General features: G+C 68.0%; 21 protein-coding genes. 11 read left to right on the forward strand and 10 right to left on the reverse strand.

The window, feature by feature from the left end; translation table 11 throughout:
• The first annotated feature begins 27 nt into the window (after positions 1 to 27).
• Positions 28 to 246 carry a hypothetical protein gene (locus CV_RS01805; RefSeq protein ID WP_011133930.1) on the forward strand — a complete coding sequence of 73 codons (219 nt, stop codon included), beginning with the start codon at positions 28 to 30 and terminating at the stop codon, positions 244 to 246.
• Here the strand turns inward: CV_RS01805 and CV_RS01810 are convergent, their stop codons facing one another.
• The 5 genes from CV_RS01810 to CV_RS01830 form a co-directional block, all read right to left on the reverse strand.
• Positions 247 to 789, reverse strand: coding sequence for a DUF2059 domain-containing protein (locus CV_RS01810; protein ID WP_043595284.1), 543 nt, complete (start codon positions 787 to 789; stop codon positions 247 to 249).
• A gap of 78 nt (positions 790 to 867) precedes the next feature.
• Positions 868 to 1,809, reverse strand: coding sequence for a substrate-binding domain-containing protein (locus tag CV_RS01815; protein WP_011133932.1), 942 nt, complete (start codon positions 1,807 to 1,809; stop codon positions 868 to 870).
• A gap of 38 nt (positions 1,810 to 1,847) precedes the next feature.
• Positions 1,848 to 2,438, reverse strand: a complete 591-nt coding sequence (locus CV_RS01820) for an alpha/beta hydrolase (protein WP_011133933.1) — start codon at positions 2,436 to 2,438, stop codon at positions 1,848 to 1,850.
• Positions 2,439 to 2,545: 107 nt separating this feature from the next.
• Positions 2,546 to 3,043, reverse strand: a complete 498-nt coding sequence (locus CV_RS01825; protein WP_011133934.1) for a YgjP-like metallopeptidase domain-containing protein — start codon at positions 3,041 to 3,043, stop codon at positions 2,546 to 2,548.
• Between the two features lie 44 nt (positions 3,044 to 3,087).
• Positions 3,088 to 3,618, reverse strand: a complete 531-nt coding sequence (locus CV_RS01830) for a GNAT family N-acetyltransferase (RefSeq protein ID WP_011133935.1) — start codon at positions 3,616 to 3,618, stop codon at positions 3,088 to 3,090.
• A 150-nt stretch (positions 3,619 to 3,768) separates the two neighbouring features.
• On the opposite strand from CV_RS01830, the gene CV_RS01835 reads away from it, so the two are divergent.
• Positions 3,769 to 4,005, forward strand: coding sequence for a hypothetical protein (locus CV_RS01835; protein ID WP_043595286.1), 237 nt, complete (start codon positions 3,769 to 3,771; stop codon positions 4,003 to 4,005).
• Here the strand turns inward: CV_RS01835 and CV_RS01840 are convergent.
• Both CV_RS01840 and CV_RS01845 read right to left on the reverse strand, forming a co-directional pair.
• Complete coding sequence (locus tag CV_RS01840) at positions 3,969 to 4,505, reverse strand: YaeQ family protein (RefSeq protein WP_011133936.1); 537 nt, start codon at positions 4,503 to 4,505, stop codon at positions 3,969 to 3,971. The two genes, CV_RS01835 and CV_RS01840, sit on opposite strands and share 37 nt — an antisense overlap.
• A 75-nt stretch (positions 4,506 to 4,580) precedes the next feature.
• Positions 4,581 to 5,255 (reverse strand): MliC family protein, encoded by a 675-nt coding sequence (locus tag CV_RS01845; protein WP_011133937.1) that lies wholly within the window; start codon positions 5,253 to 5,255, stop codon positions 4,581 to 4,583.
• A gap of 230 nt (positions 5,256 to 5,485) precedes the next feature.
• Between CV_RS01845 and CV_RS01850 the strand changes: the two genes are divergently transcribed.
• Together CV_RS01850 and CV_RS01855 are read left to right on the forward strand one after the other, a co-directional pair.
• Entirely contained in the window at positions 5,486 to 6,904 is a 1,419-nt protein-coding gene (locus CV_RS01850) for a DEAD/DEAH box helicase (protein WP_011133938.1), read from the forward strand.
• A 150-nt stretch (positions 6,905 to 7,054) separates the two neighbouring features.
• Positions 7,055 to 7,831 carry a substrate-binding periplasmic protein gene (locus tag CV_RS01855; RefSeq protein ID WP_210426044.1) on the forward strand — a complete coding sequence of 259 codons (777 nt, stop codon included), beginning with the start codon at positions 7,055 to 7,057 and terminating at the stop codon, positions 7,829 to 7,831.
• Here the strand turns inward: CV_RS01855 and CV_RS01860 are convergent.
• Positions 7,819 to 8,388 (reverse strand): TetR/AcrR family transcriptional regulator, encoded by a 570-nt coding sequence (locus CV_RS01860; RefSeq protein WP_011133940.1) that lies wholly within the window; start codon positions 8,386 to 8,388, stop codon positions 7,819 to 7,821. The genes CV_RS01855 and CV_RS01860 overlap by 13 nt on opposite strands.
• A gap of 118 nt (positions 8,389 to 8,506) precedes the next feature.
• Here CV_RS01860 and CV_RS01865 point away from each other — a divergent pair, with 118 nt between their 5' ends.
• On the forward strand, positions 8,507 to 9,397 hold the full coding sequence (locus tag CV_RS01865; RefSeq protein ID WP_011133941.1) for a PAS domain-containing protein: 891 nt from the start codon (positions 8,507 to 8,509) through the stop codon (positions 9,395 to 9,397).
• Between the two features lie 94 nt (positions 9,398 to 9,491).
• The gene (locus CV_RS01870; RefSeq protein WP_158303295.1) at positions 9,492 to 11,390 is read left to right on the forward strand and encodes a sensor domain-containing diguanylate cyclase; all 1,899 of its coding nucleotides are present in this window, start codon (positions 9,492 to 9,494) and stop codon (positions 11,388 to 11,390) included.
• Here the strand turns inward: CV_RS01870 and CV_RS01875 are convergent.
• Positions 11,372 to 12,355, reverse strand: a complete 984-nt coding sequence (locus CV_RS01875) for an FUSC family protein (RefSeq protein WP_043595291.1) — start codon at positions 12,353 to 12,355, stop codon at positions 11,372 to 11,374. The genes CV_RS01870 and CV_RS01875 overlap by 19 nt on opposite strands.
• Positions 12,356 to 12,453: 98 nt before the next feature.
• Here CV_RS01875 and CV_RS01880 point away from each other — a divergent pair, with 98 nt between their 5' ends.
• The 3 genes from CV_RS01880 (at position 12,454) to CV_RS01890 (ending at position 15,207) form a co-directional block, all read left to right on the forward strand.
• The gene (locus CV_RS01880) at positions 12,454 to 13,158 is read left to right on the forward strand and encodes a pseudouridine synthase (RefSeq protein WP_011133944.1); all 705 of its coding nucleotides are present in this window, start codon (positions 12,454 to 12,456) and stop codon (positions 13,156 to 13,158) included.
• A 230-nt stretch (positions 13,159 to 13,388) separates the two neighbouring features.
• Positions 13,389 to 14,162, forward strand: a complete 774-nt coding sequence (locus tag CV_RS01885; RefSeq protein WP_011133945.1) for an isocitrate lyase/PEP mutase family protein — start codon at positions 13,389 to 13,391, stop codon at positions 14,160 to 14,162.
• Positions 14,149 to 15,207: a bifunctional transcriptional activator/DNA repair enzyme AdaA gene (locus CV_RS01890; RefSeq protein ID WP_011133946.1), complete on the forward strand. Its 1,059-nt coding sequence runs from the start codon at positions 14,149 to 14,151 to the stop codon at positions 15,205 to 15,207. The genes CV_RS01885 and CV_RS01890 overlap by 14 nt, the downstream gene beginning before the upstream one ends.
• 37 nt (positions 15,208 to 15,244) lie before the next feature.
• On the opposite strand, the gene CV_RS01895 is transcribed toward CV_RS01890, so the two are convergent.
• Entirely contained in the window at positions 15,245 to 17,092 is a 1,848-nt protein-coding gene (locus CV_RS01895; protein ID WP_043595294.1) for a sigma-54-dependent Fis family transcriptional regulator, read from the reverse strand.
• Positions 17,093 to 17,368: 276 nt separating this feature from the next.
• Here CV_RS01895 and adh point away from each other — a divergent pair, with 276 nt between their 5' ends.
• Both adh and CV_RS01905 read left to right on the forward strand, forming a co-directional pair.
• Positions 17,369 to 18,874, forward strand: coding sequence for an aldehyde dehydrogenase (gene adh / locus CV_RS01900; RefSeq protein WP_011133948.1), 1,506 nt, complete (start codon positions 17,369 to 17,371; stop codon positions 18,872 to 18,874).
• A gap of 308 nt (positions 18,875 to 19,182) precedes the next feature.
• Positions 19,183 to 19,839 (forward strand): class I SAM-dependent methyltransferase, encoded by a 657-nt coding sequence (locus tag CV_RS01905; protein WP_011133949.1) that lies wholly within the window; start codon positions 19,183 to 19,185, stop codon positions 19,837 to 19,839.
• Positions 19,840 to 19,904 lie beyond the last annotated feature (65 nt).

Here is a 19,904-nt window from a genome sequence, read left to right on the forward strand (position 1 = left end):
ACCCCGGAGGACACGAAGGGGGGCGACATGAGACGAGCCGAAGCGCCGATGACCACCAGCGACATGGTGGTGTTCAATTACCGACGGCCGGTGCGGGCGCGCCGGGTGCTGCTGCCTGGCGGCAGCGGGCTGTGGCTGGTGGAGATGCTGGACCGGCAGTGCCGGCTATGGGTGTGGCAGGACGAATGGGACGGCGCCGACGCGGCGTTGGAGCGCGCGCGCCGGCTCAGCCTGATGCTGGACTGATTATTTCTTGGCGATGGTCTTGCCGTAAGTCTCGGCGGCGGCCTGCATCTTCGGCAGCAGCGCCTTCTCGGCGCTCTTCAGCGTCTCGCCTGCGATGCCGTTGACGATCTGCGGCTGCTGCTTCATGAATTTCTGGCCGACCGGGCTCTTGTAGAAGGCGTTGATCTGTTTCAGCTCATCGGCGCTGAACTGGGCGCTGAAGTTCTTCACCACGGTCTGTTCGAACTGCTGCTTGACGGCGGCGGAGCCGAAGTAGTCTGCGGCCAGCTTCTGGATGTTGTCGCCGTAGCCTTTCAGGCCGGCTTGCGCCTTTTTCTGCTGCGCTTCGGAGAGCTTGATCTTGTTCTTGACGAAGTATTCCTGCAGCAGCGGCAGCGCGCTGGCGGAGGTGCGCTGCGCCAGCTCGGGCAACATATTGTCTAGATTCAGGGTGGCGGCCAGTTCCTTGGCTCCGGCTTCCTGGGCGGCGTCGGCGTGCGCGAGCAGCGGCAGGGACAGCAGCAGGGCGGCGATGCCGGCCTTGATCGAGCGGGAAGCAAACATGGCAAATCCTTTGATCTGGTAATGGATGTCGAGCCGGCAGTGTGACACCGGCGGACGCCCAGGTCAAAGCCCGCGCGGTCAGGGCTGGCCGGCGCCCGGCATCGCGGCTTGCCAACCCTGGTAGCGGGAGAGGTTGTCGCGGGTGACCAGTCCCACCGGTACCGTCACGTGGCGGACGGAGGTGTCGCCGCGGCGCAGCTTGACGCCCAGCTTCACCGCTTCGCGTCCCAGCAGGTACGGCGACTGGCTGGCGGAGACGACGATCTGGCCGGGCAGCCGCAGCGCGCGCTCGATGTCGGGCGAGCCGTCCACCGAGCCGATCAGCACCTGCTTTCGCCCGGCGGCGAGCAAGGCTTTCTCCACGCCCAGCGCCTGGCGGTCGTTGATGGTGAACACCGCGGCCATATCCGGCCAGCGCTGCAAGGCCTGCTGCATCGCGCGCTGGCCGCCCAGGCTGGAGCCTTGGGCGTTGAGGCCGTCGTCGACTGCGCGGATGTGGGGAAAGGCGGCCAGCGCGGCATGGCAGCCGGCGATGCGGTCGCTGACCGAGGTGACCGGCGGCCCGCCCTGGATCATCAGCGTGCCGCGGCCGCGCAGCCGTTGGGCCAGGTAGCGGCAGACGATCTCGCCGGCCAGATGGTTGTCGGACTTCACCGTGCCGTCGACATCGGGCGCGTCCACGTCCACCGCCACCACGGTGATGCCGGCGGCGCGGGCCTGGCGAACCAGCGGGGCCACCGCGTTGCTGTCCACCGCGCCCAGCAGGATCAGGTCCACTTTCTGCGCGATCAGCTGCCGCAGTTGCTGCTGCTGTTGCCCCAGCGTGAAATTGGCCGATTGAGACGTGATGCGCACGCCTGGATTGAGCCGGTGGGCGGCCTGCACCGCGCCGCGCGCCAGCGCCTGGTAGAACGGGTTGTCCAGCGCCCCGACCGAGATGCCGATGCGGGACGGGTCCGCGGCGGCGGCGGGAAGGGCGCAGGCGAGCAGGGCGAGGCAGGAGAGCGGAGTGCGGGGCATGGCGGGACGGGTGCGAGTCTGACTGGTATCAGTCTAGCTCATCCCGTCGCGCTTGCGACCGTCCTGGATTCGAGATGGCGCTGCGCGCGCCACGCCAGCTGGCGCAACAGCGGCCAGCCTTCTTCCCATTGCTGGTGTCCGGAGTCGGCGTTGATGTGGCCCGCATGCTGCAGCCAGGTGATGGGCGCCTGCCAGTAGCCGGCCAGCCGCGCGGCGCGGGCGGTCTTGCAGAACGGGTCGTTGCTGCTGGCGACGATCTTGGACGGAAACGGCAGCGGATGGCGCGGCACGGGCGCGAAGTTCATCAGCTCGGCGGGGACGAAGGCGCGCTCGACGTCCGCCGGGGCCACCAGCAGCGCGCCGGCGATGCGGTCCGGCCGGCATTGCGCGTAATGGGCGATCGCGATGCAGCCCAGGCTGTGCGCGATCACCAGCGCCGGTTTGGCGCAGCGCTCCAGCGCCGCGTCCAGGCCGTCCAGCCAGTCGTCCAGCTGGGGACGGGCCCAGTCGGCGTTGTCGACGCGGCGGGCGCCCAGCCGCCGTTGCCAGTGGCTTTGCCAGTGGCGCGGCCCGGAGTTGTTCCAGCCGGGCTGGATGATCAGGTCGAATGGTTGCAGGGTGGCGAACATGTCGGACTCGCGGGAGACGATGGTCTGACTGTAGCGCGGCCGGAATAGGTTGAAAAATAATAAGGAATTGTTTTGTTATTCCCTTGCGCCATAAATGGCGCGGCCGCTCAATTCCGCCGCTGCTCGCGCCAGTTCAGCCACAGCCGCAGATCGAACTCCAACTGGTGGTAGTCGGGCTGCATGTGGCAGCACAGCTGGTAGAAGGCCTTGTCGTGATCGCGCACTTTCAGGTGGGCGAGCTCGTGCACGACGATCATCTGCAGGAAGGGCAGCGGCAGCTCGCGGAACAGCGACGCGATGCGGATTTCGCTCTTGCTCTTCAAGCGCCCGCCCTGCACCCGGGAGATGGTGGTATTGGTGCCCAGCGTGCCCTTGAGCGGATGCTGCTGGTTGTCGTACAGCACCTTGGCCGGCAGCGGCGCGTTTTTCAGGTGGCGCTGCTTGAGCGCGGAGACGAACTGGTAAAGCGCCTTGTCGGTCTGCACGTCATGGCCGTCCGGATACTTGCTGCGCAGCAGGGCGCCGAGCTCGCCGGAATCGAATAGCGCCTGCGCCTGTTGCACCAGGGCTGGCGGATAGTGCGGCAGGTATTTGAGAGTGGGCATGGCATCCATTGTAAGGCCGCGGCGGCGCGCGGTGTTGCCTCCGCTCAAGCTTTGCCGGCGCGCAGGCGGGCTGGCTCGGGCCAGCTGTAGCGCAGCGCGATGGCGCGGGTGCCGGCGGCGGTGTCCACCTCGCGGCGCGCCATCACGACGCCTCCCATCTTGTCGTAGGCGGCGCAGGCATCGGCATTGCGTTCGTACACCCACAGATAGAGCGGCCGGCCGGGCGCGATGCGTTCGGCCTCGGCGGCGGCGGCGGCCATCAGCGCGCGCCCTATGCCGCGGCCCTGCTGGCCGGGGAGCACGTGCAGGTTGTCAAGATAGACGCCCAGCTCGGGCGCTTCTTCCGGCAGCAGGCAGACGAAGCCGACCGGCTCGCCATCCCAGCAGGCCAGCCGCACCCAGGGCGGGGAGGCGGTTTCGAAACGGCGGCGCCACAAGGACAGCCTTTCGTCGGCGGCGTACCGATCCAGGTAGTCGTCCGGCAGGATGCCGCGGTAACTCGCGCGCCAGCTGGCGGCGTGCATGGCGGCGATCGCGGGGACGTCTGCGGCGCGGGCGGGGCGCAATTCCAGCATCGGGCTTCCTCGGCGGGTTTCACGTGGAACAGGGCTTCTCAGCCGATGAATTTAGCTTTTCTTGATGCGGAGGACACGCTTTTTTGCCGGAAATTTAGCGGCGGCGGCCTAGCATGGGCGGGAAAATGTCACGGGACAAGGACGCGAACGATGGCGATACCCGTCAGAACCGCGCTGCGCCGCAGCTGCAGAGAAGCCTCCGGCGTGGCGATCCTCAGCCGCCTGCCCGCCAAACAAGACGGCGGGCAGACGCTGCGCCAGCGCCGGCTGCTGGCCGGCATCAAGGCCGGACGCCGCTATCAGCCGCCCCGGCCGAGTCTGCTGCAATGGCTGGGCGGCTGGCTGGCGCGTCATTTCAGCCGCATCGGCTCCAACAGAACGGTTTGATCGCCGCAGCTCAGCCATAGCTGGCCATCCTGGATGGTGGCGGTCAGCTGCATGCTGCGCTCGGCGAGCGCGGCCAGCGCCTGCAGCGCGTCGAAATCGATGCGGAACACTTCCAGCTTGTCCAGGCGGGCGAGCTTGCCCTCGTTCTGGCCCCACCACACTTCGCTGGCGCGGCCGCCGTAGCTGTACAGCACCACGCGCTCGGAGCGGGAGCAGGCCTTCTTCAGCCGCTTCTCGTCCGGCTCGCCCAGGTCCACCCACAGCTCGATTTCGTCGGCGTAATTCTTTTGCCACAGCTCCGGCTCGTCGTCGGCGCACAGCCCGCGGGTGAAGGCCAGCGTGTCGCTGGCGTTGAGCGCGAAGGCGGCGATGCGCAGCATCATCCGCTCCAGCGTCTCGGACGGGTGCTGGGCCAGCGTCAGCGGGTGGGTGGCGTAATAGCCGCGGTCCATGTCGGACAGCGTCAGGGTGGCTTTGTATATGGTGGCGTTCAGGGCCATGGCGGGATCTTTTTGAATCGGGTTCGCCCGGCGCGACATTGCGGCAGGGCGTCCGATTCTAACCGCCGCCCGGCGTCAAGGCGAGGGCTGGCTGGTGCATTCCAGCGATTCGCCGCGCCAGTTGACGCTGGCGTCGCGGCCCTTGATCCAGAACTCGACGCCCTGGCCCTGGTAGCGCGCGCCGCTGCCGCTCAGGCCCTGGTGGACGATGACCAGCGCGTTGCCGCGCTCCAGCTTGGCGGTGGCGGGGTGGGTGCGGTAGAAGGTGGCGAGGATGGTGGCGCCGGCCGGACCGCGGCACAGGTAGCGCAGCGGCGTCAGCGATTGCGCCAGGTTCCACGTCGCCTGCAGCTGGGTGACGCGCAGGATGTAGGTGTCGCCCAGGCACATGTGGGGATCCTCGTCCTTCAGGCAATCCTTCAGGCTCTTCACCCAGCGTTTCTGTTCGGCGATCAGCTTGGCCTGGGCGCCGCTGCGGCTTTGTTCGGCCTGGCTCAGCGCCTGGGAGTAGACCTTTTCCAGCCGGTTGTCCAGTCGGGTCAGACCGTCATCCTGGCATACCATGCTTTCCACCATGTTGGCGGGCTGGTCGCAGTGGAAGTCGGTGGCCACCGGCGGCAGGACGGCGGCGGCGGCCGGCGGCGGATTTCCCTCGCCGCCTGCGCGCGAGGCAGGGCCGTTCTTGTTGGCCAGGGCCAACGCGGGCAGCAGCAGAAACAAGCCTATCAGCCGAGATGGGGCTACGGGCATAATCTATCCTTGAGTACGACGCGTATTATAGCGAGCCGATTCGTTGTCGGTGTCGGCTTTTGGCGGCCATTCGCGGCGGCGAGTTCCCAATGCCGGAGATTGGCTGTAAACTTCGGCGCTTCGTGCGAGTACCAGTCCCGCGCGCCTTTCTCATCATCGAGCCAAACTTCTTTTTCCCGTCAGCCTGGATTGGTCGCAGTTCCTGCGATGGGCCGTCGCAGGAGCATATTATGTCCGATCTTACCTTCGCCGACCTCGGCCTGGCCGACCCGCTGCTGCGCGCGGTCGCCGACACCGGTTATACCACGCCGACCCCTATCCAGGCCCAGGCCATCCCGCAAGTGCTGCAAGGCGGCGATCTGCTGGCCGCCGCCCAGACCGGCACCGGCAAGACCGCCGGCTTCACGCTGCCCTTGCTGCAGCTGCTGATGTGCTCGCCCAGCCATCACGCCGGCCGTCCGCGCGCGCTGGTGCTGACCCCCACCCGAGAACTGGCCGCCCAGGTGGAAGAGTCGGTGCGCACTTACAGCAAATACCTGCCGTTGAAGTCGCTGGTGATGTTCGGCGGCGTCAACATCAATCCCCAGATCAAGGCGCTGCGCGCGCCGGTGGATATCCTGGTGGCGACGCCGGGCCGCCTGCTGGACCATGTCGGCCAAAAGACCGTCGACCTGTCCGGCGTGGAAATCCTGGTGCTGGACGAGGCCGACCGCATGCTGGACATGGGCTTCATCCACGACATCAAGAAGGTGCTGGCCAAGCTGCCGGCCCAGCGTCAGAACCTGCTGTTCTCCGCCACCTTCTCCGACGAGATCAAGGCGTTGGCCGACAAGCTGCTGGACAACCCCAAGCTGGTGGAGGTGGCGCGCCGCAACACCACCAACGAACTGGTGAGCCAAAAGGTACACCTAGTTGACCGCGACAAGAAGACCGAGCTGTTGATCCATCTCATCCGCGAGCAGAATTGGTTCCAGGTGCTGGTGTTCACCCGCACCAAGCACGGCGCCAACCGCCTGGCGGAGAAGCTGGACAAGATCGGCATCCCGGCCGCGGCCATCCACGGCAACAAGAGCCAGAACGCGCGCACCCGCGCGCTGGCCGACTTCAAGAGCGGCGAATTGCAGGTACTGGTGGCCACCGACATCGCCGCGCGCGGCCTGGACATCGACCAGCTGCCGCACGTGGTCAATTTCGAGCTGCCCAACGTGCCGGAAGACTACGTGCACCGCATCGGCCGCACCGGCCGCGCCGGCAGCCCGGGCGAAGCGTTGTCGCTGGTGTGCGTCGACGAGTTCAGCTTCCTGCGCGACATCGAGAAGCTGATCAAGATGTCGATCGAGCGCTTCACCGTGCCGGGCTTCGAGGCCGACCTCAACGTCAAGCCGGAGCCGATTCCGATGGGCGGCGGCGCGCGCGGCCGCGGACAAGGCCAGGGACGCGGCGGCCAGGGACAAGGCCAGCGCCACGGCCAGGGGCAGGGCCAGCCGCGCAACGCGCCGGCCAAGCCGCGCCACCAGACCGAAAGCAAGCCGGCCGGCCATGGCCGCAACGGCGGTCCGCGCCAGGGGCAGGGCGCCGGCCAGGGCGGCCGCGCCGCCAAGCCGGCGGCGGCCAAGTCCGCGCTGTTCAGTCCGCCGAAAAACCGCTGAGCGCGCCCTCGGTGTGAATTGCACCGAAAAGGTTCGCATTGATGCATATCGCATTGACGGTTATGCTCGCCTGGAGACTGTCCGCAGCATATAAAAAAAGGACGGCTCCGGGCATTTTGCAAGATCGGGAATACGATGCGATACCACGGCTTGGCGCTGGGTATCCTGAGCTGGGCCGCGCTGCTGGCGGCTCCGGTTGAGGCTGCCCAACGCCTCAAGATCACCCTCTCCAATCAGGAGTGGCCCCCGTACATGGGCCAGGAACTGCCTTACGACGGCATCCTGTCGCGGCTGGTGAAGGAAGCCTTCGCCCGCGGCGGCGTCGACGTCTCCTTTCGCTACTATCCCAACAACCGCACTCTGCAGTCGGCGCGCAACGGCCAGGTCGACGGCAGCTTCGGCTGGGCGCCGACGGAAGAGCGCAAGCGCGACCTCCTGTACACGCTGCCGGTGCTGTCGGCGCGCATGGTGTTCTACCAGCGCAAGAGCCACAGGCTGGACTGGAGCCGCTGGGCCGACCTCAAGGGCGCCCGGGTCGGCGTCACGGTCGGCAACTATTATTCCGACGATTTCGACGCTCAGGCGAAAAACGGCACGCTGGCGGTGGACAGCGCCCCCGACGACTTGGTCAATTTGCGCAAGCTGCTGGCCGGACGCATCGACCTGTTTCCCATCGATCTGGAAGTCGGCCGCTACCTGATCGCCCATCATTTCCCGCCGGTACAGGGGACGCAGCTGGAGGCGCAGAACCGATCGTTCTGGTCGGCGCCGCTGCACGTGGTGATCTGGCGCAAGCACGCGCGCGGCAAGGAGCTGGTCGAACGCTTCAACCGCGGCTTGAAGGTCTTGCAGGACAGCGGCGACTTCGAGCGCCTGCTGCAGGAAACGCGCGAGGCCTGCCTGCAGCCGCGCGGCTATTCTCCCTGAGCGCGCAGCGCCGCGCGCGCCTCGTTCAGGAAACGCTGCGACAGGCCGGCGTCGGGCACCGCCCGCGCCAGCAGCAGCGCGCCCACCATCAGCGCCAGGCTGGCCTCGGGCGACGGGCCCGAGCCGTCCCTGAGCCTGGCCTCGTCCAGCAGCGCCAGCAGCGGCTCCAGGCCGGCTGCGAACGATCGGCGCACGCCCGCGTCCTGGCGCGAGATCTCGCCGGCCAGCGCGGCCGCCGCGCAGCCGGAGTCGGGGAAGTCGCGATGGGCGGGACTCAGGTAGTGTTCGGCCAGCGCGGCCAGGCATCCGCCGTCCTCGCTTCGCTCCAGCCGCGAGCGCCATTGATCCGCCATCTGCCGCAGCGCCTCGGCGCAGGCGGCGGCCACGAGTTCGTCCTTGCCGGCGAAATGGGCGTAGAAGCCGCCGTGGGTCAGGCCCAGGTCGGCCATCAAGTTGGCGATGCCGACGCTGGACAGGCCCTCGGCGCGGAAGCGCAGCGCCGCCATCGCCACGATGCGTCGGCGGGTCTGGGCCTTGTGCGTATCCGGATAACGCATGCCGTCTCCCGATGGTTCAGATGATTCTCGTAATATAAACAAGCCGGCGCCATGCTGGAGCCGAACGGCCGGCGCTGCTATCAATAAATCATGATCCTGATCGCCGCGGGCCGACGCCATGCCATTCCAGCTCAACCTGTTCCGCCAGATCGTCGACCACGCCCAGGACGCGGTGATGGTGACCGAGGTGGCGCCATTGCAGCTGCCCGGTCCCATCATCGTTTACGTCAATCCGGCGATGTGCCGGCTGAGCGGCTATGAGGCGGGCGAGCTGCTGGGCCGTTCGCCGCGCGTGCTGCAGGGCCCGCTGACCGATCCCTCGGCGCTGCTGCAGCTCAGCGTCGCGCTGCGCGACGGCAGGGAGACCACGGTGGAGCTGCTCAACTACCATCGCTCCGGCACGCCGTACTGGACTCGCCTGCATTTGCTGCCGCTGTTTGACGAGAGCGGCGAACTCAGCCATTTCGCCGCGCTGCAGCAGGACATCACCGCGCGCCACATCCGCAGCGAGGCCCTGTACCGGATGGTGGTGTCGGACGAGGGCAGCAGCCTGTTCAACCGCCAGATGTTCTTCGATGTCGGCGCCAAGAGCATGCAGCTGGCGTTCCGCCAGGGCAAGCCGCTGACCGCGGTGTTGCTGGCGGTCGACGATCCGAGCCGGCTGCGCCGGTCCTATGGCCAGCTGGTGGGCCAGATGCTGACGCGCATCGTCGCCCAGGCCATCATCGCCGCGGTGCGGGAAAGCGACATCGCCGGCCGCCTGTCGCGGCATGAGTTCGGCCTGCTGCTGCCCGAGTCCGGCGAGGCCGAGGCGCAGCTGGTGCTGGCCCGCATCCGGACGATGCTCGACGCGGGGCTGGGCGAAGCCGGGCTGCCGGACGGCGCGTACATCGCGTTGCGCGCCGGCCTGTGCCTGGCGGAGGCGGGCGACGCGACGCCTGAACACGCGTTCGAGCGCGCGCGGCAGCGTCTGCGGGACGCGGAACAGCCGTCTGGCGCCGAAGGCTGAGGGCGGAAAGCGGCGGCGATGGATTTGCCGGCGCGCTCGGTCTAATCTGACATGCCAATCAGATGATACGGAGCGCCGCGGTATGGAAAATGGAATGCCGCCAGACGCAAGTCCCTGGCACCGTTGGGGGAGGACGTTGGCCGGGCAGCTGGCGGCGGCCGCCGGCTGCGGCGGAGGCGGGCTGCTGCTGGGCTTGTGCCTGCCGGCGGAACAGGCCGGTTTGCAGCAGCTGGGCCTGCCGTTCGCGCTGGCGCTGCTGCTGCGGGGCGGAGCGGGGCTGTGGCCCGGCCTGGTCGTGGGCATGGGCTGGCTGGCCTGGCGCGAGCCCGGGCCGGGATGGGCCGGCATCCTGCTGCTGAGCGCCAGCGGCGCGTCTGCGGCGCTGCTGGGCGCATCCGCGGCGCGGACCCGGCGGCGGCCGTTCCAAAACCTGGCGGGGGCGCTGGCCTTCCTGGGCGGCCCGGCGCTGTTGGCCAGCGCTCTGGCGGCCTTGGGCCGGCTGTTCGCGATGCTGCCGGCGCATGGCCAAGCGTCCGCGCAATGGCTGGCCGAGCTGTGTCGAGCCTGGCTGGGCAACCTGGCCGCCGTGCTGGCGCTGACGCCGCTCCTGTTGCTGGCCGGCATGCCGACAGGGAGAAGACTCCGGCCGCAAACGGTGTTCGCGGCGGCGGCGACGCTGGGACTGGCGCTGTGGCTGGGCGTCGTCGCCGACGGCCGCGGCGGGGACCGCGCCCTCCTGCCGATCCTGTTGATTCTCCCCTTGCTGTGGCTGGCGTTTCATGGCCGCCTGCTGCTGGCGCACGCGCTGTCGCTTGCCATCGTCGCGTCGGCGCTGGCCGGCGTCAGGCTGGGACAGGGCGCGCTGGCGACAGGCGATGCCGGCCATGGGTTGTTGAATGTGGCCGTTCTGTGCATCGTCCAGTCGGCGACGCTGCTGGCGTTCGGCGCCTTGCTGGCCGAGCGCCGCGGCGTCGAGCGCGATCTGTTGCTGGCCAAGCGGGGACGGGAAGCCAAGTCGGCCGAGCGCACCCGGCAGCTGGCGGAAAGCGAGGCGAGGCTCAGGCTGATGGCTGACGCCGCGCCGTTCCCGCTGGCGATGAACCGCTTGGCCGGCGGGGAGCTGATCTATGCCAACGCCCGCGCCGAGGAGCTGTTCGGCGCCAGGCTGCGTCCGGACCGGCCGCTGCGGGTGCAGGATTTCTACGCCGAACCGGCCGAGCGCGAGAAGGTGGCGCGCGCGCTGCTGGAGGGACGCGCGGTGCGGGACCGCGAAGTGAGGCTGCGCGATGCGGGCGGCCGCCCATTCTGGGCGCTGGTGTCCTGCGAGCTGGTGCAAAGCGGCGAGACCTGGTACGTGATCAACGGCGTCAACGACATCAGCGAGCGCAAGCGGCTGGAGCAGAGCCTGCAGGACGCCAACGCCGCGCTGCGCAGCCATCTGCGCGAGATCGAGCTGCTGCAGCAGGGCCTGCGCGAGCAGGCGCTGCGCGATCCCTTGACCGGCCTGTTCAACCGCCGCCACCTGGACGACATCCTGCCGCGGGTGCTGGCCCACATGCTGGCCCTGCATCGCGAGGTGGCGGTGCTGATGGTGGACGCCGATCATTTCAAGCGCATCAACGACACTTATGGCCACCGCTGCGGCGACGCGGTGCTGACCGCGCTGGGGGCCTGCCTGAGCGACCACTTCCGCAGCGGCGACATCGTCTGCCGCTATGGCGGCGAGGAGTTTTTCGTGCTGCTGCCCGGCGCCACGCTGGAGGCGGCCTACGCCAAGGCCGAGGGGCTGCGGCGCGCGGTGGGCGAGCGGCCGATGGAGGCGCTGGGCCATTCGCTGGCGGTGACGCTGTCGATCGGCCTCGCGTTGTGTCCCTTGCATGGCAGCGACGCCGAGAGCGTGGTGCGGGCGGCGGACGAGGCCCTGTACCAGGCCAAGCGGCAAGGCCGCGATCGGGTCTGCGTCGCCGCGCGGCTTCAGTCGCTGCTGTCCTGAGCCCCCGGCCGGCGCTGACGCAGGAACCACGCCAGCGCCCCGAACAGCAGCGCGGCGACCAGCGTGTCCTCCACCCGCTCCAGCGCGCCGCTGGCCAGCTGGCCGGGCGGCAGCAGCGTCAGCACCAGCGCGGTCAGCAGCGCGACGAAGACGCGGAAGCTGTGCCGCATCGCGACCAGCATCGCCATCTGCAGCAAGGCCAGCGCCAGCACATGCCAGATCGGCGGCGCTTCCAGCGCGCGCAGCGTCCAGTACAGCAGGCCGCTGAGCAGCGCGCCGGCCAGCGTGCCTATCGCCCGCTCGCGCGCCAGCCACAACATCTGGTCCGGCGACGGGTCCGGGATGGCGACGGCGGCGATAGGCAGCCACCACGCGTGGGCGCTGCGCATCCAGCCGCCGGCCAGCCAGGCGAGGATGCCCCAGGGCAGCAGATGCCAGGCGTAGCGGCGCGCGTCGGCGGCGCAAGCCGCCGGCAGCACGCGGAACCAATCCTGCAGCCCCAGCCGGGCCAGCGCGCCGCCGTAGCCTGCGCCCAGCAGCATCCAGGCCGCTTCCTGCCACGGCGGAATCGCCGCCGCCGGCGTCATATTGCCCAACAGCAGCGCGAACAGCCAGAACTGCACGCCCTTGTGCAGGCCGCGGCGCGCGCTCAGCGCCTGCAGCGCCAGCCCCGCCGCCAGCAAGGCCAGCATGACGGCCGGTTGGCCGGCGCACAGGCGGCCGGCGAGATAGAGGCCCGGTATCGCCAGCAGCGACAGCGGCTGCAAGCGGCGCGCCAGCATCATGCACAGCGCGCTGTAGTTGGCCGCCAGCGCGAACAGGAATACCCCTCCGCCATGTCCGGCCAGCGTCAGCCCCGCCGCCGGCGCGAACAGCAAGGCGCTGAACAGGGCCGCGCGCTGGATGCGCCGCCGCTGGTAACGCATCCAGCCCAGGCTGTGCAGCGCGTATCTCGGATAAGGCATGCCGCTATCTTTCGCTCAGTCCGCTCCAGATGACTATGGCGTCCCCTGCCGCCGCAGGCAAGCCGGCGGGCGCGCGGCGCGCGTGCTACCATCCGGCCATGGAACTCTATCGACTGTTGCAACAACAAGGCTTCGGCGGCCGCAAGGAATGCCGCCAGCTGATCGAATACGGGCTGGTGGAAGTGAACGGCGAGGTGGTGGACGACTACCGCGCCCAGTTCGAGCTGGCCGACATCGCCAGCCTGGCGGTGGACGGCGAGCCGTGGCCGTTGGTGACCGGCCCGCTGTACCTCCTGCTGCACAAGCCGGCCAATTACGAGACCTCGCACAAGCCGCAGTGCCACCCCAGCGTCTACCGGCTGCTGCCGGATCAGTTCGCCAGGCTGGACGTCAGCGCGGTGGGGCGGCTGGACGTGGACACCACCGGCCTGATCCTGCTGTCCAACGACGGCCAGTTCATCCACGCGCTCTCCTCGCCGAAGAAGCTGGTGCCCAAGGTCTACCGCGTCACGCTGAAGCACGAGGCGACGCCGGAATTGATCGCCAAGCTGCAGAGCGGCGTCTACCTCAACGACGAGGCGCGCGAGTTCGCCGCCGACAGCGTCGAGCAGATCGATCCGCACACCATCCTGCTGACCATTACCGAAGGCAAGTACCACCAGGTGAAGCGGATGGTGGCGGCGGCCAGCAACCGCGTCGAGGCGCTGCACCGCGAGAGCCTGGGCGCCATCGTGCTCGGCGACTTGCCGGTCGGCGAGTGGCGGCATCTGACGGCGGAAGAATTGGCTGCCTTCGGCTTCTGATTGAATCGGAAACCCAAAAAAACGGCGAAGAGCATGTCTCCTCGCCGTTTTTTCATGGGCGGCCATGCGTTTTGGCCCCGGACATTGCTGGCGCGATCAGTAGCGTTTGCGCGCAGGTTTCCGTACATGCTTGCTATGGCAGGCCAAGAAAAATGCTTGTCCAGTTTTCGGTTGTGGAGGGGAAAGCCCGGCGGACATACTGGCGCCTGTATTCAATACAGGAGCCTTCCGTGGATTTTGCCCAACTGCATCGTCAAGCCGAACCGTTACTGCTCGCCAACGTTTGGGACGCTGCCAGCGCGCGCCTGGCGGAGGCGGCAGGCTATGCCGCCATCGGTACTTCCAGCGCGGCCATCTCGGATATGCTGGGCTATTCCGATGGCGAGGCGATGGGCTTCGCCGAGCTTATTGCGCTAGTCGCCCGTCTGCGCTCGGCAAGCAGCTTGCCGCTGACCGTTGATTTGGAGGCGGGCTATGGGGAGAGCGCCGAGGCTATCGTGGCGAACTTGCAAAAATTGGCTGCTCTGGGCGTAGTGGGGGTCAATCTGGAAGATAGCGTGGTGCGCAATGATCGCCGAGAGATGGTTGAGGCTGAAGCATTTTCCCGATGCTTGCGCGAGATACGGTCCGGCTTGCTGGCGGTCGGCGTTGAGATGTTCCTGAATGCGCGCACCGATGCTTATCTTTTGGGAAGGGAAAACGCATGCCAAGAGAGCATCGTGCGCAGCGGGCTTTATGCCGCTAGCGGCGCCGATGGTTTATTTGTGCCCGGCGTGACGGGCGAGCTGGATATCGCCGCGATTGCGGCAGCGGTGCCTTTGCCCTTGAACGTGATGTGCATGCCCGATTTGCCATCGTTTCAGGCGCTGTCAAAGCTGGGCGTCAAACGCATCAGCATGGGTAATTTCTTGTATGAGCGCATGCAGCAAACCCTGGGGCAGCTTTTGGGGGCGGTGAAGAGCGCGCAATCGTTTCAGGCAGTATTCGACCATGCGGGTCACTGACCCCCGGCAGATTGACACGTTCTATCGCGCCTTGCTGGAGCGCGCGGCGGATCATGTCGGTATTTTCTACGTGGGCGTGAAGACCACGGGCGTGTTTTGCATCGCCACCTGTCGAGCGCGCAAGCCTAAGCGGGAAAATGTGGTGTTCTACACCGATTTGAAAGACGCGCTTGATGCCGGTTACCGGCCCTGCAAGGTTTGCAGGCCAAGCGAAAATGCCCATACCGCGCCTTCTGACGTCGCCGCGGCGATCGCTTGGTTGCGCCAACACCCGAAGGCGCGTCTGAGCGATGACGGGCTCAGATTGCTTGGATGCCGTCCGGAGCGGGTCAGGCGCTGGTTTCAGCAGCACTATGGCATGAGTTTCCATGCTTTCCAGCGCTCCGTGCGCATCAATATGGCTTTGGAGGAGCTCAAGGGCGGCCGTTGCGCCACCGATGCTGCGCTCGACTGCGGCTATGACTCTCTCAGCGGCTTTGGCTACACCTGCAAGAAATTGACCGGATGCGCGCCCACTGCCGCTGCTCAGATCATCCGCATCCACCGCTTCACTACGCCTTTGGGGCCGATGTTCGTCTGCGCTAGCGAGCGCGGCGTTTGCCTGATGGCGTTTGTCGATCGCAAGACGCTGGAAACCGAGTTCCACGATCTGCAACGGCTGCTGCAGGCGCGCATCCTTGCCGGTGAAAATCAGCACACACGTCAGGCTGAGCGCCAAGTGGGGGAATATTTCGCCGGTACGCGCTTCCAGTTCAATCTGGCGCTGGATATGCCCGGCAGCGAGTTTCAAAAGTCAGTTTGGCAGGCCCTGCAAACCATTCCATACGGCGAAATAGCCAGTTATGCCGACCAGGCGGAGAGCCTGGGAAGGCCGGAGGCGGTGCGGGCCGTGGCGCGCGCCCATGGAGCCAACCGAGTGGCCATCGTGGTGCCATGTCATCGGGTGTTGGGAACGGATGGCTCGCTGACTGGCTATGGCGGTGGCTTGGCACGCAAGCAATGGTTGTTGGCGCATGAGCGGCGGCATGCCTTGCCGCGCAGCTGAGCGGGCGCGCTTTCGGGCTGATTATTTGCGGCAGCGGTTACTTGGAAGTCTTGCCCAGCCGCCGGTACAGCGTCGATCGGCTGATGCCCAGCGCCCGCGCCGCCGCGCTGGCGTTGCCGCCGCAGCGGCGCAGCAGCTCGGCGATGGCGTTGTCCGCCACCGCATGCCCCTGCGCCGCCATGTCATCGCGCAGGTCGGCGGGCAGGTGTTCGACGTCCAGCGCCGCGCCGTCGTCGGCCAGCGCCAGCAGCGTGGCCAGCAGATTGGACAGCTCGCGCAGATTGCCGGGCCAGCGGTAGCCGCGCAGCGCGCGCGCCAGCTCCGGCGTCAGCGAGATGCCGCGCCGGCCCGCGCCCAGGCCGTCCAGCATGGCCTGGGCGATGGCCGCGACGTCGCCGCGCTCGCGCAGCGGCGGCAGCCGCAGCGGATAGTGGCACAGCCGGTAGTAGAGATCGGCGCGGAAGCCGCCGTCGTCCACGCGCGCGCGCAGGTCGCGGTGGGTGGCGCAGATCAGCCGGATGTCCAGCCTGTGTGCCGGCCCGCCGCCCAGCGGCGTCACTTCCCGGTCCTGCAGCACCCTGAGCAGCCGCGCCTGCAGGCTCAGCGGCATGTCGCCGATTTCATCCAGGAACAGCACGCCGCCATCGGCCTCGCGCAGCCGTCCCTTGCTGCCCTGGCGGCTGGCGCCGGTGTAGGCGCCGGGCTGGTAGCCGAACAGTTCGGCCTCGACCAGCCCTTCCGGTATCGCCGCGCAGTTGACCGCCACGAAGGGCGCGCCGCGCCGGCTGCCGGCCTGGTGCAGCGCGCGCGCCAGCCTGTCCTTGCCGGTGCCGGTTTCGCCCAGCAGCAAGACCGGGATATCGGCTTCCAGCAGTTTGAGCGCGGTGGGAAACAGCCAGTCCGGCAGGCCGTCCAGTCCGGGGGCGGAAGACGCGCGCGGGGCGCTGGGCAACGCCGCGCGCGCGGGCGCGGACGGACGGCGGGATGGCGGCGGCCGCAGCCGGGCAGACAGCCGCTGCTGGCCCAGGCTAAGCAGGCCGGCCGCCTGGCCGTGGCGCTCCAGCCAATGCTCCAGGCTCTGGCCGAACAGCGCGGCGAAGTGGCGCGGCTGCCAGTCGCCCGGTTCCAGTCCGCACAGCGTCAGACCGGCGCGATTGGCGGCCAGCAGCCGGCCGTCGCCGTCGAACGCCAGCTGGCAGGCGGCGGGGCTGTCCAGCCAACGCGGATCGGCGTGGAGCCGGAACAGCCAGCCATGGCGGGCGGCGTCCTCCAGCTGCCGCGCCTCGATCTGCGCGCGGGCGGCCTGCAGCGCCAGCCGCTGCGCGTCGCCCAGCTTGCGGCCGGGGCCGCTGATGTCTAGCACCCCCAGCAGCTGGCCCTGGGGGCCGAACAGCGGGCTGGCGGCGCAACTGAGCGCCCGGTTGCGTTCCAGGTAGTGCTCGGCGCCGCGCACCAGCACGCTGTCGGCCGCGGCCAGCGCGGTGCCGATCGCATTGGTGCCGCGCGCGGCCTCGCTCCAGTCCATGCCCGGCGTCAGCGCCAGCCGCTCGGCCTTGTCGAGAAAGCCGATGTCGCCGCTCTGATCCAGTATCCACCCGTTCCGGTCCGCGACCACCAGCGCCAGTCCCTGCGCGCTGACCTGTTCGAACAGTCCGGCCAGCGCCGGCCGCGACGGCTCCAGCCAGGCCGCGCTGGCATCGCGCCGCTCGCGCAGCTCGCCGTCGGTCAGCCGATCGCCGCCGCGGCCGCCGGCGGGCAGCCCCAGGCCGCGGCAGCGCTGCCAGGAATGCAGGATGGACGGCGGCAGCGCCTGGCCGGGCAAGGGCTGGTCGGAGAAGAAGCGGCGGCGGATTTCATCCAGCGGCAGGCGGGCGGTGGGCTTCATGCTCGGCTCCGGCGAGGTGTCGCGCGGGGGCGGGACAGCTGTGCCGGCCTGCGACGGTTTGCGAGGGGAATGCCGCCGATTATGGCCGCTTTTCGCGCGCTGGCAAGCGGCTGATTTTCCAGTTGTTTGCTGCGCCGCCGCATGCCGCGGCGGAATGCGCCGGCCTGCCGGGGGAAGGAGGATGTTGCCATGCAATATGGATTTTCCCTGGCATGCGCCTTGCGCTAAGGGCTGGGTCCGCTGGACGCACCGCCATCATTTGACGAGGAGACTGCGATGCAAAGCCTGAAGCCGGGATTCGAACTGAAATCGCGTTACGCCAACTACATCGGCGGCCGCTGGGTGCCGCCGGTCAACGGCCGCTACTTCGAGAACGTGACGCCGATCACCGGCAAACCCTTGTGCGAGATTCCCCGCTCGGACGAGCAGGACGTGGAGCTGGCGCTGGACGCCGCCCATGCCGCCCGCTATGCCTGGGGCCACACGCCGGTGACTGAGCGCGCCATCGCGCTGAACAGGATCGCCGACCGCATGGAGGCCAACCTGGCGCTGCTGGCCGAGGTGGAAACCTGGGACAACGGCAAGCCGATCCGCGAGACCCGCGCCGCCGACATTCCGCTGGCCATCGATCACTTCCGCTATTTCGCCTCCTGCGTTCGCGCGCAGGAAGGCAGCCTGGGCGAGATCGACGCCAATACCGTGTCCTATCATTTCCACGAGCCGCTGGGCGTGGTCGGCCAGATCATCCCGTGGAATTTCCCCATTTTGATGGCGGCATGGAAGCTGGCGCCGGCGCTGGCCGCCGGCAACTGCGTGGTGCTGAAGCCGGCCGAGCAGACGCCGCTGTCCATCCTGGTGCTGATGGAGTTGATCGGCGACCTGCTGCCGCCGGGCGTGCTCAACGTGGTCAACGGCTTCGGCGTCGAGGCCGGCAAGCCGCTGGCCAGCTCCAAGCGCATCGCCAAGATCGCCTTCACCGGCGAGACCGGCACCGGCCGGCTGATCATGCAGTACGCCAGCCAGAACCTGATCCCGGTGACGCTGGAGCTGGGCGGCAAGTCGCCGAACATCTTCTTCGGCGATGTCGCCGCCAAGGACGACGCCTTCCTCGACAAGGCGATCGAGGGCTTCGTGATGTTCGCGCTGAACCAGGGCGAGGTGTGCACCTGCCCCAGCCGCGCGCTGATCCACGAGTCCATCTATGACCGCTTCATGGAAAAGGCGCTGGCCCGCGTCGCGGCGATCAAGCAGGGCAACCCGTTGGACCCGGCGACCATGATAGGCGCGCAGGCGTCGCAGGAGCAGATGGACAAGATCCAGAGCTATCTCGCCATCGGCCGCGACGAAGGCGCCAAGGTGCTGGCCGGCGGCGCGCGCGCGCAGCTGGACGGCGATCTGGCGGGCGGCTTCTACATCCAGCCCACCGTGTTCCACGGCCACAACAAGATGCGCATCTTCCAGGAGGAGATCTTCGGCCCGGTGGTGTCGGTGACCACCTTCCAGGACCGCGACGAGGCGCTGGCCATCGCCAACGACACGCTGTACGGCCTGGGCGCCGGCGTGTGGACGCGCGACATGAACACCGCCTTCTTCATGGGCCGCCACATCGAGGCCGGCCGGGTGTGGACCAACTGCTATCACGCCTATCCGGCGCACGCGGCCTTCGGCGGCTACAAGCAGTCGGGCATCGGCCGCGAAACGCACAAGATGATGCTGGAACACTACCAGCAGACCAAGAACCTGCTGGTCAGCTACGCCGAAGACAAGCTCGGCTTCTTCTGATCACCGGACAGGCGGCCCGTCGCGATGGCGGCGGGTTCGCCGAAGCGTGCTCCCTCGGCCCGCCGTTTCTGTCGGCGGGTTTTTTGCCGCCGCCGCCGTTGGGCGAGCCTGGATGGCCACCGGCCGCGCTTTGCCTGACCCGATTTTTGGGTGGCTTCCCTATGGTTTGATTATCGATTAGGTCTAGAGTTGAAGTTCAAATATTATTTTTATAATGAAATACGTGTTGTATTTACGTATTAATGTTATCGAGATGAGGGTGAGGGATGGTGATATGCTGACGGGGTTTCAGGGAGGCCAGCGGAGAGATGATGGATAGGGACGACGACGGCTACGCCGAGCGCGTGGCTTTCTACGATACGGTTTACGAGCAGCCGGAGCGGGCGCTGGATCTGGCCTGGCTGCGACGCTGGCTGCCGCCGCAGTTTTTTGGCCGCAGAGTGTTGGAGCTGGCTTGCGGCAGCGGCTACTGGACGCAGTACCTGGCGCCGGCGGCGCGCGCCTACCAGGCGCTGGACGTATCGGCGGGCGCGTTGGCGCTGGCCGGGCAGCGGCCGGGCGTGGGCGGCGTGGCGTTCGCGGTGGGGGAGGTGGAGACGCTGCCGCGGCCGGCCCAGCCCTTCGACGCGGTGTTCGCCGGCCTGTGGTTTTCCCACTTGCCCAGGCAGCGGCGCGAGGGGGCGCTGGCCGCGCTGCACGGCTGCCTGGCGCCCGGCGCGACGGTGATCCTGCTGGACAACAGCGAGGCCCAGGGCGGGCAATTCCCGGTGGTGGAGTACGACAGCGAAGGCAACGGCTACCAGAGCCGGCCTCGCCACGACGGCGGGCAGAGCCGGGTGTTGAAGAATTTTCCGACCGAGGCGGAATTCCGCATCCTGCTGGCGCCTTATGGCGCGGCCGAGATCGCCTTGATGCGGCGGGAGCATTTCTGGCTGCTGCGCTATCGGCTGCCCAGCCGGCACTGACGCTGGCCCAGGCTGGTCGCCCGGGCATGAAAAAAGCCGGGCATGCCCGGCTTTTGGGATAGACG

It is taken from the genome of Chromobacterium violaceum ATCC 12472 (assembly GCF_000007705.1).
Lineage (GTDB): Bacteria > Pseudomonadota > Gammaproteobacteria > Burkholderiales > Chromobacteriaceae > Chromobacterium > Chromobacterium violaceum.

What these genes read in the sequence shown, in the direction of transcription:
- CV_RS01805 (WP_011133930.1), top strand. Translation starts at nt 28, where the DNA reads ATGAGACGAGCCGAAGCGCCGATGACCACCAGCGACATGGTGGTGTTC.
- CV_RS01810 (WP_043595284.1), bottom strand. Translation starts at nt 789, where the DNA reads ATGTTTGCTTCCCGCTCGATCAAGGCCGGCATCGCCGCCCTGCTGCTG.
- CV_RS01815 (WP_011133932.1), bottom strand. Translation starts at nt 1,809, where the DNA reads ATGCCCCGCACTCCGCTCTCCTGCCTCGCCCTGCTCGCCTGCGCCCTT.
- CV_RS01820 (WP_011133933.1), bottom strand. Translation starts at nt 2,438, where the DNA reads ATGTTCGCCACCCTGCAACCATTCGACCTGATCATCCAGCCCGGCTGG.
- CV_RS01825 (WP_011133934.1), bottom strand. Translation starts at nt 3,043, where the DNA reads ATGCCCACTCTCAAATACCTGCCGCACTATCCGCCAGCCCTGGTGCAA.
- CV_RS01830 (WP_011133935.1), bottom strand. Translation starts at nt 3,618, where the DNA reads ATGCTGGAATTGCGCCCCGCCCGCGCCGCAGACGTCCCCGCGATCGCC.
- CV_RS01835 (WP_043595286.1), top strand. Translation starts at nt 3,769, where the DNA reads ATGGCGATACCCGTCAGAACCGCGCTGCGCCGCAGCTGCAGAGAAGCC.
- CV_RS01840 (WP_011133936.1), bottom strand. Translation starts at nt 4,505, where the DNA reads ATGGCCCTGAACGCCACCATATACAAAGCCACCCTGACGCTGTCCGAC.
- CV_RS01845 (WP_011133937.1), bottom strand. Translation starts at nt 5,255, where the DNA reads ATGCCCGTAGCCCCATCTCGGCTGATAGGCTTGTTTCTGCTGCTGCCC.
- CV_RS01850 (WP_011133938.1), top strand. Translation starts at nt 5,486, where the DNA reads ATGTCCGATCTTACCTTCGCCGACCTCGGCCTGGCCGACCCGCTGCTG.
- CV_RS01860 (WP_011133940.1), bottom strand. Translation starts at nt 8,388, where the DNA reads ATGCGTTATCCGGATACGCACAAGGCCCAGACCCGCCGACGCATCGTG.
- CV_RS01865 (WP_011133941.1), top strand. Translation starts at nt 8,507, where the DNA reads ATGCCATTCCAGCTCAACCTGTTCCGCCAGATCGTCGACCACGCCCAG.
- CV_RS01870 (WP_158303295.1), top strand. Translation starts at nt 9,492, where the DNA reads ATGCCGCCAGACGCAAGTCCCTGGCACCGTTGGGGGAGGACGTTGGCC.
- CV_RS01875 (WP_043595291.1), bottom strand. Translation starts at nt 12,355, where the DNA reads ATGCCTTATCCGAGATACGCGCTGCACAGCCTGGGCTGGATGCGTTAC.
- CV_RS01880 (WP_011133944.1), top strand. Translation starts at nt 12,454, where the DNA reads ATGGAACTCTATCGACTGTTGCAACAACAAGGCTTCGGCGGCCGCAAG.
- CV_RS01890 (WP_011133946.1), top strand. Translation starts at nt 14,149, where the DNA reads ATGCGGGTCACTGACCCCCGGCAGATTGACACGTTCTATCGCGCCTTG.
- CV_RS01895 (WP_043595294.1), bottom strand. Translation starts at nt 17,092, where the DNA reads ATGAAGCCCACCGCCCGCCTGCCGCTGGATGAAATCCGCCGCCGCTTC.
- adh (WP_011133948.1), top strand. Translation starts at nt 17,369, where the DNA reads ATGCAAAGCCTGAAGCCGGGATTCGAACTGAAATCGCGTTACGCCAAC.
- CV_RS01905 (WP_011133949.1), top strand. Translation starts at nt 19,183, where the DNA reads ATGATGGATAGGGACGACGACGGCTACGCCGAGCGCGTGGCTTTCTAC.